8 protein-coding genes are annotated in these 19,272 nt (G+C 58.6%); 3 read left to right on the top strand and 5 right to left on the bottom strand.

What is annotated here, in order from left to right; all coding sequences use genetic code 11:
- Positions 1-17: 17 nt before the first annotated feature.
- The 3 genes from HDF16_RS13470 to HDF16_RS13460 all read right to left on the bottom strand — a co-directional run bounded on the left by HDF16_RS13470 (position 18) and on the right by HDF16_RS13460 (position 2,122).
- On the bottom strand, positions 18-1,130 hold the full coding sequence (locus HDF16_RS13470) for an alpha/beta hydrolase (RefSeq protein ID WP_221312722.1): 1,113 nt from the start codon (positions 1,128-1,130) through the stop codon (positions 18-20).
- 15 nt (positions 1,131-1,145) lie between these two features.
- Complete coding sequence (locus HDF16_RS13465; RefSeq protein WP_184217303.1) at positions 1,146-1,664, bottom strand: hypothetical protein; 519 nt, start codon at positions 1,662-1,664, stop codon at positions 1,146-1,148.
- A gap of 71 nt (positions 1,665-1,735) precedes the next feature.
- Positions 1,736-2,122, bottom strand: a complete 387-nt coding sequence (locus tag HDF16_RS13460; protein WP_184217301.1) for a hypothetical protein — start codon at positions 2,120-2,122, stop codon at positions 1,736-1,738.
- A 1,090-nt stretch (positions 2,123-3,212) separates the two neighbouring features.
- On the opposite strand from HDF16_RS13460, the gene HDF16_RS13450 reads away from it, so the two are divergent.
- The 3 genes from HDF16_RS13450 to HDF16_RS13440 all read left to right on the top strand — a co-directional run bounded on the left by HDF16_RS13450 (position 3,213) and on the right by HDF16_RS13440 (position 11,955).
- The gene (locus HDF16_RS13450; protein WP_221312721.1) at positions 3,213-5,804 is read left to right on the top strand and encodes a glycosyl hydrolase 115 family protein; all 2,592 of its coding nucleotides are present in this window, start codon (positions 3,213-3,215) and stop codon (positions 5,802-5,804) included.
- Positions 5,805-6,172: 368 nt separating this feature from the next.
- Positions 6,173-7,813, top strand: coding sequence for an SGNH/GDSL hydrolase family protein (locus HDF16_RS13445; protein ID WP_246409057.1), 1,641 nt, complete (start codon positions 6,173-6,175; stop codon positions 7,811-7,813).
- A gap of 335 nt (positions 7,814-8,148) precedes the next feature.
- Positions 8,149-11,955, top strand: a complete 3,807-nt coding sequence (locus HDF16_RS13440) for a TonB-dependent receptor (RefSeq protein ID WP_184217296.1) — start codon at positions 8,149-8,151, stop codon at positions 11,953-11,955.
- Positions 11,956-12,189: 234 nt separating this feature from the next.
- Here the strand turns inward: HDF16_RS13440 and HDF16_RS13435 are convergent, their stop codons facing one another.
- Entirely contained in the window at positions 12,190-14,571 is a 2,382-nt protein-coding gene (locus HDF16_RS13435) for a hypothetical protein (protein ID WP_246409056.1), read from the bottom strand.
- Positions 14,572-14,667: 96 nt separating this feature from the next.
- Positions 14,668-19,047, bottom strand: a complete 4,380-nt coding sequence (locus HDF16_RS13430) for a protease pro-enzyme activation domain-containing protein (RefSeq protein WP_184217294.1) — start codon at positions 19,045-19,047, stop codon at positions 14,668-14,670.
- Positions 19,048-19,272 lie beyond the last annotated feature (225 nt).

The raw sequence follows: 19,272 nt of genomic DNA, 5'->3' as shown, positions 1-19,272 counted from the left end.
CAAGGTGTTGCTGGATTCTAGTGACAGTTAGCTGTGAAGCAAAGGTTCTTGCTGAAGAACGGCATGACGAAGTTCTGGAAGCGGTCCGCCACCGCGCTGGTGTGCGTGCCGGGGTAGATCGTGAAGCCGTTGACGATGCCGTAGCGGTCAAGCAGCTTGTGCATTTTGGTCGCATCGACGCGCAGACCATCCTGGTCGCCCACGTCCATCGAGATGGCGCGGTACTGCTTTAGATTGCCGATGTACTGGTCCACAATGGCAAGCGGCGCGTTGGCTGCGAGCTTGGCGACGATCTCCGGTTGCGGAATCCCGTCTTTGGTGGGCAGGTCGAAGTAGAGAGGCGGGTTCTTCGGGTCAGGTGCCCACGCGGCCGCAGTAGCATATGGCGCTGCCGCGAAGCCGGGCGACACGGCAGCGAGTTCGGCGGGTGACTTCGCCGCGGCTGCTCTCTTTTCGCTATCGATCGCGCGCTGCTTCATGTCGTCGGCCGGTCCCGGCCCGCCGCCCGCCATGGGTGACAGGCAGCAAGGGCTCATGATGTACAGGGCGCCAAACACGTCGGGATGCTTCATGCCGATACGCGAGGCGCCGTACCCACCCATGGAGTGGCCCACCAGGCCACGGCTTTCGCGCGCCGGCAGGGTGCGGTAGTGTGCATCGATGTAGGACACCAGGTCGTGGGATATAAAGCGCTCGAAGTCGCCCGTGGTGGTCGAACTGGAATAGAACGATCCGAGATAGACGGTCTTGGAGTCGGGAAGAACGACGATCATCTCAGTTGCGCCCTGCGCAAAGGCGCCCTCGATGGTCTGCGGCACGTGGATCTCGCCCGACCACTGCTCGGCACCGATAAAGTAGCCATGGAGCGCGTACACCACCGGGTAGTGGCGTCCCTTATCGTGCCCGTAGCTGGGCGGTAGAAAGACGATCACGTCGCGGTCGGCCGGTTCGCCCTCAAGGTTGCCCTCGATGGCCGCGCTGTGGACCTTGATGCGTTCCACTGTGGCCTGTTTCGCACCCGGAACCGGAAGCGGCACGATGCTTTGCACCTGCGCTGAGAGAGATGCGCCACACGCCAAAACTGCGGCGAGCATGGTGACGTCGAGGCAGAGCTTGCGAATTTCGATCATGGCTGCAACAAACCTTTACTGAAGGGAGTAGGAGTAGATGTTGACGCTATAAGGGAGAAGCGTGACTGTGGCGGGCATAGCATCGAGTGACTGTTCTTCCACTTGCACCTCGGCAGGCGAACCGGCCTTGACCACCGCATCAATGGAGTTGGGCGCCATGCGCCACAGCTTGCCGGTGGAGGCCACCGCTGCACCGTGGATATCCAGATGAATGCTCTGCTCGGCGTCAGACGGATTGAGCACTGCGATGGTCAGGGTCTTGCGGTCGTCGCTCAAAGCGGCGCTTACGTCCAGCGGATAAGTCGGGCTACCAGGGTTGACCGCAGGCTGGTCGCCGCCAGCGGGAAAGGCGGGCTTGGGCTGCGGCGAGTTGCCGCTTACCTCCACGGCACCCGTCTTCGCAATGTCGACAGTGGCCGTAATGGCCGGCGCTTGGGACAGGGCTCCGGTGAATGGAAAGCAGAAGTTGAGAAGAAGCATCCTGCGAAAGAGGAGAGCTCGCGTCCGGGGAACGGCTGTCAATATCAGGCTCATAAATTTCGAGCACCAATATAGTGAGAACATGCAACGCAACGCAAGCGAAATGCCCCTACTAAAGCGATTTATTAGTCGTCAACCCCAATTCTGCCTGCCGCATATCGACCTGGTGCGCGATCACTACGAGCCCATGGTCCGGCGTAAAGAATGTGCGTTTTGGCACCATCGATCATGACAATGGCGTTGCACGCACAGTACACAAGCCACACGTGTCCAAGCGCGTCGGTAAACTGGGCATTCGGAGTGATATCACGATCTTCTCCTTCGAACACGGGAATCCTCTCCCACTTGCCATCCTGCAGGGTGAACTCACCATAGCCGGTTATGATCATCCATAAGCGGCCGTCGAGATCGCCAACGATTTGCTTGATCTCAGGCTGACTCATATCGCGGGGAGACGGCACCTTAGCCAATCGTCCGTTTTGGTCCTTCCAGAATGCGCGGTTCTTCTCCACCCCGAATGGGACTGCATCCCTGTCCATAGTGTGTTGATCGGTCCATGTAGAAACTAGTGGTCCACCCGCGGCTTACGCGATACGGCTTGCAATCGTGCAAGGGGATCAAGAAGGGCGAGGCTCCGAAGGGACTGGCCCACACCTCGGAGTGAGGTCCGGCGATAAGGATTGTGGGAGTATGCCTATCTTGATTTGCGTAACGCTTCGGCCGCTCAATCTGTCTGCTTGGGCAGAGATTTGATTAAGCATGGAGGGATACGATAGAGGGCTCGACCTGTTGCGAGCCAGAGCGCCTGAGAACTATCAAGACGCCTGTCTTCACGCTGCGTGGTGACTACGACGGGAGCGCGTTATCGGAGCATCTCTGCCGAAAACTCCCACCGCTTTGAGGGCGAAGGCATTCACTATGCAGCTACTGAGTTTGAGGCTTCGCTCTGCGGTCATGAAGCTGTGGCAGTCGTGGGTGGTGGAAGCTCAGCCGGGCAAGCTCCTTTGTTCCTGTCCTCTCGCGTTCTCCAAGTGCATCTGATCGTTCGCGCCGACGACCTCTGTGTCACGATGTCTGACTATCTCATTCAACAGATCGCCGCTGCGCCGAACATAGCACTCCGGACGTTGGTGACGTGCGGTCCGGTTCCATTAAGCGAGTGGCTTCGGCCGTGGGCGAGGGTTCTGTCGTTGTTGCTGAAATCCATCAATGTCTGTCTGGGCTGAAAGCGGCGGAATTCGCAAGTACACGAAGCCGAGCTATCGCCTCAGATGTTGGCGACCTAATCCCGTCCACGGGCGGTGCTGGTCTTTGCCCAAGGCTTGATTCAAGTTGCATTTGATTGTCCTCTGGCCTGGGGAAATCTCGAATGTCGCATTCGGGCCGATGCACTCGTTGACCTCGGGTAGAGTGCATCGGCGATTTCTCGTCAATCTAGAAGGCAGGACATATCCACGCGGTGATCATCTCGGGCTGAGTATTGCATGTATTCTCTCGGTCATGGAGATTTCGGCTTACCGTCCAGTCTCGCTGAGGGCCCGCAGCGAACATCGTCTTTTAGCGATTGCCCTTCGCGCCGCGACGCTGACTGGAGTTACAGCCTTGAGCTCCGTTGCCCATGCGACCGATGTCCCGGTAGCTGTTTGCCATAAGAACCAGCAGGGCACTTTCGGCTTGATACACAACAACCGCCCGGCTGCAATTCTGATTGACGTGAACTCCGACTCGGCGGTGCAACATGTGGCCAGCAGCTTTGCTGACGATTTACGGCGTGTCAGCGGACATGCACCGCTGGTAGTGCATAGTGTTGATCGGGTGCGCGGCCCGCTGGTCGTCATGGGAGTTCTCCATCACAGCGTCATCATCGATGAGCTCGCCCAAAAGGGAATGATCCAGGTAGCCGACCTCGACGGGCGGTGGGAGGCCTTTCGCCAGATCATTGTGGAGCATCCGTTTCCCAATGTTCCACAAGCGCTTGTGATCGTCGGCTCAGACCGAAGGGGCGTCGTGTACGGAGCGTACGACATCTCGGAACGGATAGGGGTGTCGCCTTGGTATTGGTTTGCCGATGTTCCGGTCGAGCGCCGTTCGAATCTCTTTCTCAGTTCCGGATCGCGACGCGATCAGCCGAAGGTGAAGTACCGCGGATTCTTCATCAACGACGAGAATCCGGGGTTCAATACCTGGGCGCTAAAACACTTTGGAGGCATCAATGCCCGCATGTACGAGCATGTCTTCGAGCTGGACCTGCGACTGAAGGGAAACTTCCTTTGGCCTGCGATGTGGGCTCCGAAGGCTTTTGCTGACGACGATCCACAGAACATGGTACTGGCGGACGCGATGGGTCTTGTGATGGGCACATCGCACCACGAGGCGATGATGCGGGCTCAGGATGAGTGGCACAGGCACACGGATGGTGGTGTCACCGGCGGCAAGTGGGACTACTCGACGAATGCCGCGAATCTGCAAGAGTTCTGGCGGGGTGGCATTGAAAGGATGATGTCCAAGGGCGACGGAACACCCCATGAGAGCCTGGTCACGATCGGCATGCGCGGCGATGGCGACGAGCCCATGGCCGAAGGTACGGCGACACGACAACTGGAGACGATCGTTGCCGACCAGAGGAAGATCATAGCGGACGTGACCCGAAAGCCTGCGAGCCAGACGCCGCAAGTTTGGGCGCTGTACAAGGAGGTGCAGGACTACTACGACCACGGCATGAAGGTTCCGGACGACGTGACGTTGCTCTTCTCGGACGACAACTGGGGCCAGCTCAGACGTCTACCGGAGGCTGGCGCAGAGCGAGCAGGTGGCTATGGCATCTACTATCACTTCGACTACGTTGGGCTTCCGCGCAACTACAAGTGGATCAATACCAACCAGATTGAGAAGACGTGGCAGCAGATGGACCTGGCCTACGCAAGCGGGGCGAAGCAATTGTGGATCGTCAACGTGGGAGATATCAAGCCGATGGAGTTCCCCCTCTCATTCTTCATGAAGCAGGCATGGAACCCAGAAGCTATGAATTTGGAGGCGCTCAACCGCTATCCCGAAGAGTGGGCAAGGGAAGCCTTCGGTTCCGCCCAAGCTGCTGCCATCGCCCATCTCGTGACGCGCTACAGCCAACTTGCGGCTCGAAGGAAGCCGGAGCTGATCGACGCCGACAGCTTCGTGTTGGGGGGCAAGAACGGCAGCGCTCTGGATGGAGGAGAGTTCGGCATGATGATCGGTGAGTGGGAACACCTCGAACGTGAAGTGCGCGACGTTAAACCTGCGCTGCGCGAAGACCAGCGCGACGCCTTCTTTGAGCTCATAGAGCATCCCATCCTCGCGCTATCCAACCTCTACCATCTTTACTACGCTGTGGCCTGGAATCATCGGCTGGCTCCATTGGGCGATGCGCGCGCAAACTTCTTTGCCGACCGGGCAGAAGCTGCGTTCCGGCGCGACAAAGAGATTACGAACGAGTATCACGCTGTGCAGGGCGGCAAGTGGGACGGAATGATGCTTCAGACGCACATCGGCTACACCGGCTGGCAGCAGCCCGATACGCAGGAGATGCCGCCGATGAAGAGAGTTGCAGGGGCCGTTGCTGACAAGGCTATTGTTTTTACTTCGCCGGAACCGGAAGAAGAGGCTGCCAATGCCTCGCAGGCTGATGTCATCGCCATCGAGCCGCAGCATTACGCGAGAGCAATTGGGGGCAAGGGACTTACTTGGCAGACGATTCCTAACCTGGGTCGCACGCTGGGAGCCGTCATTGCGTTACCCCAGGGCCGTGCGTCGACGACACCAGGCGACGGCGTCCATCTCGAGTACGATGTTGCTCTGAGGAACTCAGGCACGCTGGCTGTTCAGTTGATGATGGCACCCACGCTCGACACAACAGGGAAGGGCACTCTTCAAATCGGCCTATCGGTCGATGACGGCCCCGTCCAGGTCCTCAGCGACCACTTGGTCCCTGCGCCGAGCGATGCGACCACGCGCGCGCAGTTCGACTGGAATAAAGCCGTAGAGGACAACTGCCGTGTATTAGAAGCACAATTCACAGACATTCAGGCAGGCCCACATGTGATCAAGGTCTGGCGCATCGATGACAACGAAGTGCTGGAGAAGGTCGTGGTCAGTAACGGACCTATACCGGCAAGCTACCTTGGGCCGCCTGAAACGAAGACACGGTTCGCTTCAAAGTGAATCGGCCACCACTTGATCTATCCCGTTACAAGGAATCGCTATTGATCGTGGCATTTTGGAGTTCGCTCTTTATTTTTTTCCTTGCAGTCTGTCCGCTCATAAGTGACCAGCCGACTGTAAAGACGGATCATGCTCCCGCTGCAAGCGAGGCATTTATTCCGCACCTTGAGCAACGTGGTGCGGCAACCCAGTTGATCGTCGACGGTAAGTCCTTTCTTCTTCTCGGCGGCAAACCGCATAACTCCAGTTCATCAAGCATCCCCTGCATGACCTCATCTGGCCTCGGCTGACCTCCACGCATCTCAACACCGCTCTTCTACCCGTGGCGTGGGAGACAATCGAGCCGACTGAAGGGAGCTCAATACTGGATGGCCGGTAACTTCATGAGGGATGCTGCTGACGACGCGAGCTTCGGATCAAAGAACGCTGAAGATCTTCCCGTCGACTCACCTGAATTGATCGCCCTTTACGCTCCGCGCCTTGTCTTCGTCAGCTACGGCATCCCGGAGAACGGAGACGCGAAGTGGCTCGACCAGCAGGGCAGCTTCATGGCGACAGTGGCTGCCCAGCCGGTCTTCGAACTCCTCGGAGATGAGACTCTCGGCGTGCCCAGCGACTATCAGGCCGCAAAGATGCCTCCAGTGAACTCCGGCCTACTTGATGGGCAACTCGCATGGCGGCAGCATGACGGGGGCACACCGACGTACCGAACGTTAGATACTTCATTCAGTGGGCAGACAAGTTCATGTAGCGCACTCCATCAGGGCGATAGAGGACGAATGAAGCGTTTACGATATTCCATCCTTCCGTTGATTTTGGCGTCATCACTGAATGCTCTAGCCAGTCCGCCGCCGACGTGGGTCGGGACTTGGGCGGCGTCGCAACAGATTCCCGAGTCGCAGAACTCTCTTTCGCAGGAAGCTTTGAAAGACGCCACACTTCGTCAGACAGTCCATGTTTCCTGCGGTGGCAGCATGATTCGCGTTCACCTATCGAACGCATTCGGCACCCGAGCGCTGCACCTCACGTCCGTACATATCGCTCGTCCTGTCGCATCTGGCTCGAGCGCGATCGACCCTTCGACGGACCGTGCCTTGCTCTTCAACGGAGTTTCCGACGTTCTAATACCGCCTGCCGCCGAATACATCTCAGATCCAATCTCCTTCCCGCTCGTTGCTCTATCGGACTTCACGGTCTCGATCCATGTCGAAGCCGAACCTGGCCAGCAGACCGGCCACCCAGGTTCGCGCCAGACGTCTTTCTACGCTCCCGGAGACCTTACCACCGCAGCGGACATGCTCTCGGCGATCAAGGTCGATCACTGGTATCTGCTCTCCGGCGTTGATGTGCAAGGCCCACCGTCCGCGTATTCCATCGTTGTTCTTGGCGACTCGATAACGGATGGTCATGGGGCAACCACAAATCGTAATAATCGCTGGACCGACGTACTCGCTCGGCGCCTACAGGCCGACCCACGCCGTCGCAACACCGGCGTGCTCAACCAGGGCATCGGAGGCAACCATCTCCTCACCGATGGTCTTGGCCCCAATGCACTTGCGCGCCTTGATCGCGACGTCCTGGCCCAGCCTGGCGTGCAATACGTCATTGTTTTGGAAGGAATCAACGACCTTGGTGGACTGGAACGCGAGGCCAGCCCGCCGAAGACATCCCATGATGATCTCGTCCATCGGATGATCGGGGCCTACCAGCAGATCGTCACCCGCGCCCACGCCCGCGGTGTTCGGGTATACGGCGCGACTGTCATGCCCGACGGCGGCTCGGACTACTATCATCCGGGATTAGCCAGCGAGGAGGATCGACAGCGCGTCAATGCCTGGATTCGCCAGCCTGGCAGCTTCGATGCGGTTATCGACTTTGACAGGGTAATGGCCGACCCCGACAACCCGCGACAGCTTTTGCCTGCCTACGACTCCGGAGACCACCTTCACCCCGGCCCGGCAGGATACCGAGCAATGGGCGACGCAATCGATTTGGCGTTGTTTAAATAACTCCTCAAGAGTCCTGTTTCAGGAACGTCGGTACTCCTGGACACGAAAACGTCACAGTTTGCTAAGCCTCTCCATCTTGAGCGGAAAATACTCCGAATGAACTTCGTGCCGCGTTTAAGACGTTGCGCGACCAGCTAAATTGGTAGGACCTCCCCACCCCCCGGCAGTGCGTTTGGACTCCGTTGAACTTAGAGCCTCGGAAAATTTGATGGGATGCCAAAATTGCACCCCTCACTAGGCAGACGTAGGTCTACTCCTGTACGCTCGTCGGCGCTTGCGAAATCGATTTAGTAAGACGATCTAGCAATCACCCAACACCAGGAGTTTCCCCAATCATGCACACAGGTCCCAGAGCAAGCGGCAATACCTCGCACGTCACAAACCTAATGAAGCCGTTCCACTTTTTGGCATTGGCGTTCTTTGCGCTCTTCACTTCTACGCTGACCTTCGCCCAGGGAACGACCGCGACACTCGGCGGAACGATCACAGACTCGACCGGAGCCGTCATCCCCAACGCTCAGGTAACGCTTAAGAGTGAGACCAGCGACGACAAGCGCACCACCACCAGCAATGGCTCGGGAATCTTCTCTTTTTCTGGCGTCCCGACCGGCAACTACGACGTTCTGATCAGCGCGTCAGGTTTCAAGGGCTTCCAGCAAAACGCCATCCACCTCGATCCGGGTGACCAAAGATCCGTACGCGACATTCATTTGATCGCTGGTGGTGCCAATGACGTCGTTGAAGTCACGAGCGGAAGTGACTCTATCAACTTGGATTCTGGAGAGCAAAGTTCGCTCATCTCCTCGCAGGACATCGAGCACCTTTCCGTTGAAGGCCGCGATGTCACGGAACTATTCAAGATCCTCCCCGGCTTCGCAATCTCCCGCGGCGGCGGCGGAAACATTGACAACCAGGCGTACGATCCGTCGCAGGTCTCGGTAAACGGAGCTCTCGGCTCGTACGCAGCGAATGGTACCCCCCTAAACGGAGTTGCCCTGCTGTCGGACGGCGCCGATGTCACCGATCCAGGCAACTTCGGTGGAGCGGTCCAAAACATAAATTATGAGCAGGTTGCGGAGGTAAAAGTTCAGACCTCGAGCTTCACTGCCGACGGAGCCCGCGGCCCTATCGTTGTCAACGCGGTCGGTAAGTCGGGAGGCAACAAATACCACGGCTCGCTCTACACGTACGCTCGTACCTCCCAACTCAACTCCACCGACTGGATCGCTAACTACACCGGCCAGCAAAAGCCGCCAGATCGCCAAGTCTACCCAGGCTTTACCTTCGGCGGCCCGCTCGCTATCCCCGGCATCCCCTTCAACAAGTCGAAGAAGCTGACGTTCTTCGTCGGAGCAGAGCAGTACGCGCAACGGAACTCCTATGCCTATGGTGGAGCTGCGGGTGCCGTCCTGACCGCTCTTGTCCCAACTGCAGGCATGCGCGCCGGCGACTTTAGTGGCGCTCAACTGCAGCAGTATCTTGGTTCCGGATATACGCCAACAGTCAACGGCTGCAGCGGTACCGATGCGAACCTATGCACCATCCCGACCACTGGACCTCAAGGTCAGGCTCTTGTGAACGGCAACGTCTCTGCCTTCCTCGACCCTCTCTCCTCGGTCATCTTGAAAGAGATGCCTCTGCCGAACTCAACAAGCAACGGCACCTATAACTGGATCACGACGAATCTGGTCGACAACAACCTCTACCAGGCGAAGATCCGGGTCGACGACTCCATCTCCGACAGAAACAAGATCTTCGGCGTCTATAGCGTAGAGCGTGGCACGAACGGCGTTCCGCAAGCAGAGTATTACTCCCCTCGCGGTAACCTTGGCGGCGTCAACATCCCAGGGGGTGGCCTTGTCAGCACGATCGACTCGCAGATCGCCAGCCTCAACCTCACGACAATCTTCGGGCCCACCCTCACCAACGAGTTCTACGGCGCGGGGATCTACTTCAAGCAGAACTTTGCTCCCAAGAACCTGGCGGCGACCCAAGGCAATCCCTACCAGGGTCTCTTCAACAACGGGAGCACGGTCCAGCCCACTCTCGAAGACTATGGCAACGATGGCCTTCCGCTCTCCCGCCTGCCCGACGGCTCCTTTGGAGGTATCTACGCCACAAAGGTGATCCGGACCTTCGGGGACAATCTCACCAAGGTTCTCGGGAAGCACACCGTTCGTGCCGGCGTCTTCTATCAGCTCGACAGCAACCACCAGGTTCTGCCATTCGTAAACACCAACGGGACTATCAACCTGTACTACTTCCCCGAATCCTATACCGATCCCGTCGCAGGGACCGTTCACAATACCGGACAGGTCGGCAGCGGAAATGGCGGTAACTACCTTGCCAACTTCGCCGAAGGACATGTCTTTCAATACAACCAGACAAACTTCGCTCCAGCACCGAACGTCTTCTTCTACAACCTCGACGGCTATGTGCAGGACCACTGGCGTATCGCCCAGCGTCTTACGCTGGATCTCGGCATCCGGTTTGAGCACTTCACTCCCTGGGGCGACGCGCACGGTCAGGGCATCCCTGTCTTCTCGCCCGCTGCGTACGCCGCCAATTCGAACCCGGCTCTGCCTGGCTTCTCCTATCATTCGATCGATAAGAGTGTTCCCGTTGCAGGGCTCGGGACCCGCTGGGCTTACGTCGAACCTCGGGTCGGATTCGCATGGGACGCCTACGGCGGAGGCAAGACAATCGTTCGTGGCGGCTTCGGCATTTACAGAGCTCACGACTCCTCTAACGACGCAACCAACGGCGTAGGAACCGTACAGGGACAGCGCACCGCGTATCTGAACGGCCCGATTAACCTTTCATCGATCAGTTCGCAGGCTTCGCTCTTCACCAACCCGAGCGGCTTTAGTCCAGACGTGAATGCCTACGGCTTCATGGCCAACGACGACGAGCAGCCCCAGGTAAAGACTTACAACCTTTCGGTCGACCAGCGCCTTCCCGGGAACATGCTGCTTGAAGTCGCCTATGTCGGCAACAACAGTAACCATATCCTCAACAATGGCTCGTCGCAGAACACCACCCTCGACGACCTGAACTCGCTTCCCATTGGCTCGCTCTTCCAGCCGCAGCCGAACACTCGCGGATTTGCAAACGTCGGCCAGGTCTATCCGAACTTTGCTGCACCCGGGGACACCTCCAGCAACTCTACCGTCGGCGGCCTCGACCAGGCGCACATCGACAGCTACAAGAAGTACCCGCTCTACAACCACCTCTACATCGCGCAGCATAACCTGTACGCAAACTACAACGGTCTCCAGGTCGCTGTTGCCAAGCAGCAGGGCAAGTCTACCTTCGGCATAAACTACACCTTCTCAAAGGCGCTCGGGGTTCTCGGGGGATACAACAATGGCTACCCTGCTGATCCCTTCAATCTCCACAATGACTACCTGGAAGAGACCTACGACCATCGCCACATCTTCAATGCTGCGTACTCCTATCAGTTCGGCAATCTCGTGAAGAGCAAGCTGCTTGGTCTCGGAGCGAATGGCTGGGAGGTCTCCGGTATATCCAACTATCAGAGCGGTTCAAACCTGCCGTCCATCAACAATCCCAATTTCTCACTCGGCGGCAACATTGCAATCGCGAACGGCGTGGATCTTGGCAATGGACGCGGTAGCTGCCAGACGCCAGCACCCTCAGAAGCAAACCCCAACCCTTCTTGCTCGCTGGCAATCAATAACACCAACATCCTTGGAACTCCGGACGTAAACCTTCAGCCTCTGCTCGTCGGCAATCCTGCTGCGGGACGTGGCCAACACCAGTATGTCAATGGCAACGCATTCGCTGTTCCCAGCATTGGGACCAACGGAGCCTACCGCTATGGCTTCCTTCCGGGCCCTGGCTTCTTCAACACCGACCTTACCGTCGCGAAGCGGTTCGCGGTCACGGAGAAGACCAGCGTCCAGTTGAAGGCCGCTGCTTTCAACTTCATCAACCATGGCAACAACAGTTTCACATCCGTGCGTACCAACGACTACACCCTCAACTTCAACCAGACCACGCCGCAGACCTCTGCCGACGGAGGTCTTAACAACGACCGAAACGTGAACACCGGTTTCGGAAGTGCTCCGCTCCGCGAGGGGCGCCGCATTATGGAGCTCGCTCTTCGCTTCGACTTCTAGCCGAACGTTTGCTCAACAAGAGTGTGGGCGCTCACTTCAGTGAGCGCCCACACTTATTTCACATCCCGATATGACTGGAGTGCCCAACTTGAGCTGATCGGCCTCGGTATTTGTGGATTAATTGAAATGTTAGTCTTCGACCAACAAAACCTGACCTGAAACGGTGGAGGCTTTGGATGAAGAAGAAGCGCCCTATTGGAACCAATAGACTATCTGCTCCGTTGACTCTCCTTTTCATGGCTGATACTGCCATAGGTCATTGAGGTAACCCTGGGTACCGGTCGAGTCGTCACCTTGGCCGCCCATGAGTCGAAGGTTACCGGATGCATCGACCCAGGTGGCTGCGCCCAGTCGCCCCCCTGGAGTGTTTGCAGGGGCCGGGGTACCCAGCGTGCCATAGACTCCCGATTGACCAAGGTTCGAGACAAAGCCTACGGGTGGGGGGACTGCATCGCTGCCGCCCATCCATGTCCAGTTGCCCGGATCGCCCGCCGTGCTGGGTGTGAACTTCCACAGATCATTCAGCAATCCAGTTGTGTCGGTCCAGTCGTAGCCCTGGCCACCGAAGATCCAGAAGTTACCCGACGGATCCACCCAAGCTGACGGACTGAATCGCGCTCCGGGGACATTGGAGGAGGCTGTCGTTCCCTGGATGCCGTAGTTTCCGGGTTGGCCGCCGTTGCTGCCAATGGTGTTCGCTCCGCTCTGCCATGTCCACTGTCCGGCGTTTCCAGCGGTACCGGGCGTGTACTCCCACAGGTCGTTGAGATAACCGTTGTTGCCAGCCGAGTCGACACCCAGACCTCCGAAGAGCCAGAAATTTCCTGACGCGTCCGTCCAACTGGTGCCGGACTGTCGTCCTCCGGGTATATTCGCCGAGGCTGCGGTTCCCAGCGTCCCATAAACTCCGGGTTGACCGCTTGAGCCGCCGAATGGGTTGTTGCTGGGCGGCACAGTGCTGCTGCCACCGATCCAGGTCCACTCGCCTGCGTTGCTGTTGCCTGCGGGGGTGTATTCCCATAGGTCATTGAGCCCAGCAGTTACCGTGTTCCCGCTAGTTGGATCAGTAACGACACCATTGCCGCCGAATAGGAAGAAGTTTCCTGAGGCGTCGATCCAGGTGACCGCGCCGTAGCGGCCTCCCGGGATGTTTGCGGAGGCTCCGGTCCCGAGTGTGCCGTAGATTCCGGGGTGACCACCGTAATAGAAGACGGTGTTGCTGCCGCCCATCCATGTCCATTGACTGGCCTGCGTGTCGAACTTCCACAGATCGTTAAGGTATCCGTAGACTCCGTTCACGTCGATTCCGATGCCGCCGAAGAGCCAGAGATTGCCCGCTGCATCCTTCCAACTGGCGCATTGCTCACGGCCTCCTGGAGCGTTTGTGGGAGAGGCAGTTCCCAATGTGCCATAGACTCCTGGCGCTCCGGGCGGGAAGGAAGAAGATATGGATGGAATGTTGATGGCGCTGCCATTGATCCAGGTCCACTGGCCGTTCGTGCCTGCGGCAGGATCGAACTTCCACAAGTCGTTGAGCTGCCCGCCGGTTCCGTTCACGTCTTTTCCGTTGCCGCCGAAGAGCCAGAGATTGCCTGAGGCGTCGGTCCAGGTGGATGCCTGTGAACGTCCTCCAGGAAGGTTCGCGGGAGCCGGGGTTCCGAGAGTGCCGTAGATTCCGGGCTGTCCGCCGTTGAGGCCGAGAGTGCCGCTGCCAGCTGTCCAGGTCCAATCGCCGACGCAGACAACACTTGCATTGGCGACATTGGAGGTTGCCGTGCCACTGCCGCTGATTACGGTGCAGTTCTCAGTCGCGGGCTGAGTAAGGACGGTGATGCTGAAGGTACCGCCTGCGGCCACTGGAGTTGGGAAGGTGAAATCGGCGGAGTGGGCATTCACCGTCAGATTGTCGCCGCCGTTGTCTTGCAGGACCAGGCCTGCGTCATCCAGACCCGTAATTGTGCCGCTGATATCGTATTGCGGCGTACAGGCTATGGCGACATTGGTGACGGCACCAGCAGCTGTGCCGCTGCCGTTGCTCACCAGGCAGGTTTCGCCGAGAGGTTGAGTGAGAACCGTGATCATGTAACTACCACCGTTGGCTAGCGGGGTAGGGAAGCTAAAGCTAGTCGCGTCGGCGGCTACGGTCAGGCGATCGCTGCCATTGTCCTGAAGGATCAGTCCCGGGTTGACAAGGCCGGAGATTGTGCCGCCGATGGTGTCCAGAGCTGTGCAGGTGACTGTAACGCTGGTGACGTTGGCGGTTGCTGTGCCGTTTCCGTTGGCCACCACGCAGCTATCCCCGGCGGGCTGGGCGGACACCGTCACGCTGTACACATCGCTGGTGGGGACCGGCGTGCTGAAGCTGAAGGTGGTGGCGTTCGCGCTCACGGTAAGGCTGTTGCCGCCGGCGTTTTCAAGGATAAGACCGGTGCCTGTAAGTCCCGAGACGGTGCCGCCTATGGTGTACGTGACAGGCGTCGCGGGAGCCGTCGACTTGCTCCCGCCGCCGCTGCAACCGACCGCAAATGCGCATGCCATGGCGAACAGAGTGGAGGCACCAAACTTCATTCCGCTTTTCATCTCTTCGACCTTTCGCAAATCAAATAGGTTTCGCATGGTTGCTCCCGACGCGATGGCTGTTCCGTTCTCGATAGCATGACGACGTACCAGAGATGGACGCTGACTGAGCTACTACTCAGACAGCGCCGTCTCTTACTGCACCGTCACTTGGACCTGCGCGGTGTTAGTGATCGAGCCGCTGGTAGCGGTGACCGTCACGGTGTATCCGCCTGCCGGTGTGCCGGGAGATCCGCCAGTCGTTGTAGTTGTTCCGGATTGTGAGCCCCCGCCAGCGCAGCCGGTGATGCCCAGGCTGCCAAGAGTCAGAATGAACAGACCCAGAACCATCCATTTCCTTCGGCGCGGGATCATGAACATCAGCACGCATCCGAGGGCTATGCCGCCGGTCCGCTTTGCGAGCATCCCACCTTCAGCAGGGGCAAGCTTCGCCGATGACGATGTCGTGTTTACGGTCAGGATCGCGGTTACGACGGAACCACCGGTGACGGAGGCGGTTGAGGGTACGGTGCATGTGGGAGCAGCCGTCGTTGCGGTCGCGGATGCAACGACCGTGCAGCTCAACTGAACCGTGCCTGTAAATCCGCCCGCAGGACGGATGGTTAGTGTGTCGGCCACTGACTCACCGGCGGCAGCAATCGATAGGGCGCTGCTGGCAGCTGAGAGATCGAATGCAGGTGTTGCCGCTAACTGCGGGAGAGTAAATGACGCGGACACTGATTGCTGGAGCAGGCCGGACAAGGCCGTCACTGTAACGGTGTAAGCACCCGCCGGTGTTGTGCTGTCTGTCGCCACCTGGAGGGTTGCTGTCGCTGGCGTGCTCGAGCTAAGGGCCACGTTACCCGGCAAGGAACATGTGGCTGGTTTACCCGTCGACGGCATAGGCGCAATCACGCAGCTGAGGGCCAAGTTTCCTGTGAACCCTTGAGTCGGCGAGAGCGTAAGGACATCGCTTGCCATTTGTCCTGCTGCCGAGATCGAGAGCGAATTGCTCGCGGCGGCGAGTGTGAAGCCAGGACCAGCCGTCACCTGCATGGGCACTTGTGCCGATTGGCTCTGCGTACCGTTCGTCCCGGTGACAGTGATCGTGTAGTTTGCGGCTGGTGTGTCGGCAAAGGTATTGATTGCGACGGCTGACGTGGCTCCAAAGCTTCCGTAGACCGTGGAGGATGCAGCGACGCAGGTCGGTGTGTGTCCTGTCGCAGCTGCGCTGACCGTGCAGGCCATGCTGACCAATCCTGTGAACCCATTCGAAGGAGTGATCGAGATAGTGGTCGAAGTCTGTTGGCCCGCCTCCGCCACCAGCGGCTGGGTCGGTCCGCTAAGACTATAGCTGCCCGATGATCCTACGAGGGTCACGTTGGTCGTGGCAGTCGCAGACTGGTAGTTTCCATCGCCACTGTAGCTGATGCTGATGACATTGGAGCCGGTTGCCAGATCAGAAGCTGGGATCGAGAAGGTGAGTTCGGTGGCATCCACACCATTCAACTGCCCTTGCACCGAGCCAAGCGGAGCGTAGGTGTGACCATTCGCGGTCGCCGTGATTCCTCCGGTGGGGTAGAGCGCGACGCTGTCCGTCTGAAGGAGGGCGTTGAACTGGAATACATTCACCGGGGTCACTGCACCTCCGCCTTGTGGCAAAGAGAACAAGGTGAGGCCCTTGGTGACCGTCAGCGACTGCGTTGAGCTGGTGCTTGACTGGAAGCTCGCATCGCCTGGGTAGCTGGCCTGATAGGTGTAGGTTCCCGGAGCGAGTGAGCTGATAGAAATCTGCGCGTAGCCTAGGCTGTTGATCGGCGTGGTCTGTGTCTGTCCACTGGAAGTGAACGTGACACTCCCTGTAGGAAGTCCGTCCGCAAGCAGGTTGCCGGTGTAATCAACCACCGAACTGTTGCCGAAAGGCTGTGCGGTGACGTAGGAGTTGACGCCGTACGGCACAGTGCTTAGCCCGTCTTTGATCACGAAGGTGGTCGGGTCATAGTCGCCGAAGAAGAGCGATGTTGTGCTGGCCTCGGGGCTGACCGTGAGGCTGATGCTGTTCGACGACTGACTGGCGATATGGCTCGTGTCGCCTGCATAGTAGGCGGAGACGGTGTACGTGCCGCCGGGAAGATCATTTTTCGTTAGATCGCCTGTGCCTGTCACAGGCGCAAAATCCGAATAGCTAGCCGGCTTGGTGGTGTTGCTGGCGATGATGCTGAACTGCCCCGTCGCATCGCTCGGTGTCACGTTGGTCTCGAAGTAGAGCGGGGTTCCGTGGGGAATGGTGATGGCAGCGGTCGAGAGCGAATCGCTCGAGGTTCCAGCGGTGAGAACGTTGCTCGTACTCGCAAAGTTCGTCGTGCCCCACAGGCTGACGAGTTGAGAGAGATCGACACTGCCCAGTCCGGTAGCCATGTCGTAGCTCGGCGTTGCGTTATAGCCTTCAAGGAAGTTGTTTGAACCGCAGTTCAGAGTGCCGCTTGCGCAGTAGACCGAATTATTGCCGATCGTGACGTCGTGAAAAGCCCGTTGATATTTGCCTGGACTACTAGGATTCGGGTTGTAGTCCTGCGCGAGGTTATAGAGGACCGCATCGGCCTGTCCGAGGCGAGCACCGCCCTGTGACTGCGAGATCATCGCCAGCATTCCGGCAAAGGCGGGTGCTGCGGCTGAAGTGCCGCCGACCGTCCCAACATACTGGTCGTTGATAAGGTGGCCGTTCGCGTCCAGCTGGCAATCGGTGTAGACGCCGCCACCCGCATCCGTGACTGAATCGGAACAGAAGACCCATGCTGCGCCGAAGAATCCGTTCGCGGAGAGGAGCGACACATCGGGAAGGGAGCGAACGGGATTGATCGACTGGAAACCTGTCTGGAATGCAGGCTGGGGGTAGCCCGAGAGGCTCTGAGAGCAGGTTCCATCTTGCTGGATGTACCCCTGGCAAGTCGCCGCGCTGCTGAGACCGCCGGCGCCCGCTATGATATCCGTCTCTCCAATTCCGTTATAGGCAGGAGTGTTGTCGGTGAAGCTATTCCCGATTACCTGCGAGGAATCGTTCCAGGGATTCTCGGGGATGTAGCTGAGCGCGGTTGCGTAGTACGGATATGCACCCGTGGTCGTGGTGTTGACGTACGTGCTCAGGTTGTTTGCCAGAGAGTAGAAGTCTGTACCGCCGACCGCAATGTTGAAGGGTGTCGACGCAAGCCCGCTTACGGCAAGCCCGTTTGTGGCCTGGGTGTCTGACTGAAGATTGCATCCGGCTGAGCCGGTGTCGCCAGTCGAGACGGTGACGGTAATTCCCTGTGCTGCGGCTTGTTGCCACAGCTCAGACCACTCAAGGTTGCCGCCGAGTCCGAGACCTGCCTCGCAATTCCCATAGCTGACACTGAGAATGTTGACCTTGTTCTCCTCGAGCGCATGGAGACCGGCGAGAATCAAGCCGTCGGATAGATCCGTCGAAGCAGCGTAGTAGTAGTTGATTGCCGCACCGGGGGCGAGGCCACCTGCGATTTCAACGTCCAGCAGAGCTTCGTCTGCAGCGCCACCGGGGATAATGCCGGGATCGATCGCTCCGTCGAGGATTTGGGTTGGGAGGTTGCTGGCTGCTGCGGCGGGCAGGAAGGCTGTGCGGTAGTTCTGCACGTCGGCCATAGCCAGAGCGGAGTAGCCAAGGATGCCAATCGTGATCCCGGTTCCGTCCAACGTCTGCGTTGCGGCGGGATTGAAGTTCTGATTGGGCGTGTCGTAGATGATCGAGGCGTCGGCCGGGGTGACGAAGAGGTCGAAGCTGCCATCGGGATTATCGCCGGTGATTGCAGGCTTCAGACGATGAGAGGCCGCATCGTAGCGCGCCGGTTTTCCATGAACAAGCAGGGGCTCGGCGTGAAAATCATTCATGGGCGAGACCCCGGCAATGACCGGAGCGAGCGCCGTCGGGACTTCCGGGTCGGCGGCGTTTGCGAAGTGCGTCTGCTGCCCCACGGTGTAGCGATGGATGCTTGTATGGAAGGCGCCAGCAACCGATCCCACCGTGCCCGAGAACATAACGGCATTACGAGCCGCCGCGACCCCTTCTACTTTCAGGCCGCTCGATTGCAGCCAGCTCTGCACCGCTGCCAGGTCGTGGTCCGAGACTCCATAGGCCGCGCCAAAGGTGGCCGGCGTCATCCAGTGCCTGTAATTTGCGGAGCCGGCCTTCTGTGTCTGACTGAGGAACTGGCTGAGCTGAGCCTGTTGCTCGACGCTCCTGCGAAGCCATATCACCATTCTCCCGCTGGCAAGGGAAGCCGGAGCCTCTCCAAGGTCCACTGCCTCGCGAGCCAACGGACGCGTCTGCCCCTTCAAAGCCGTACGCTCCCCGGTAACGGCCCCGCGCACACGATCAACTGGGCCGATCTTTGCGCGGGATGTTCCGTCGATCGTATTTCGAACCTGAGAGGAAGCGTTCGACGGTAGAGCGAAGGCACAAGTCGCTACGAGCGCCATTGCGATGCAGCTACGGAAAAAGGGCGAAAAGGGGCGCGCGGGATTCATGGGATCGATCCTCGATTAGAGTTCGGCTTGTGGGCAAACTGATATCAGCTGCAGTCGACATGTGTCGCGCTGCGGAAATGAAGTACAGGCGGTAGAACTCAGCAATTGGAATGGAGACAGATGAAGTCTAGGTGCGGGCGAGGCATGACGCAATGCTTAGAAGGCGATCATTAGCTTCGCAATTTATATGGCAGCAAAACTTTTGTAATGAGAGGTTTACGGTAG

It is taken from the genome of Granulicella aggregans (genome assembly GCF_014203275.1).
In the GTDB taxonomy this organism is placed as follows: Bacteria; Acidobacteriota; Terriglobia; order Terriglobales; family Acidobacteriaceae; genus Edaphobacter.
Note: the sequence above shows the minus strand (reverse complement) of the source record. Positions and strands in the feature narration are given on the sequence as shown.

What these genes read in the sequence shown, in the direction of transcription:
- HDF16_RS13435 (WP_246409056.1), bottom strand. Translation starts at nt 14,571, where the DNA reads ATGCGAAACCTATTTGATTTGCGAAAGGTCGAAGAGATGAAAAGCGGA.
- HDF16_RS13440 (WP_184217296.1), top strand. Translation starts at nt 8,149, where the DNA reads ATGCACACAGGTCCCAGAGCAAGCGGCAATACCTCGCACGTCACAAAC.
- HDF16_RS13465 (WP_184217303.1), bottom strand. Translation starts at nt 1,664, where the DNA reads ATGAGCCTGATATTGACAGCCGTTCCCCGGACGCGAGCTCTCCTCTTT.
- HDF16_RS13445 (WP_246409057.1), top strand. Translation starts at nt 6,173, where the DNA reads ATGGCCGGTAACTTCATGAGGGATGCTGCTGACGACGCGAGCTTCGGA.
- HDF16_RS13430 (WP_184217294.1), bottom strand. Translation starts at nt 19,047, where the DNA reads ATGAATCCCGCGCGCCCCTTTTCGCCCTTTTTCCGTAGCTGCATCGCA.
- HDF16_RS13470 (WP_221312722.1), bottom strand. Translation starts at nt 1,130, where the DNA reads ATGATCGAAATTCGCAAGCTCTGCCTCGACGTCACCATGCTCGCCGCA.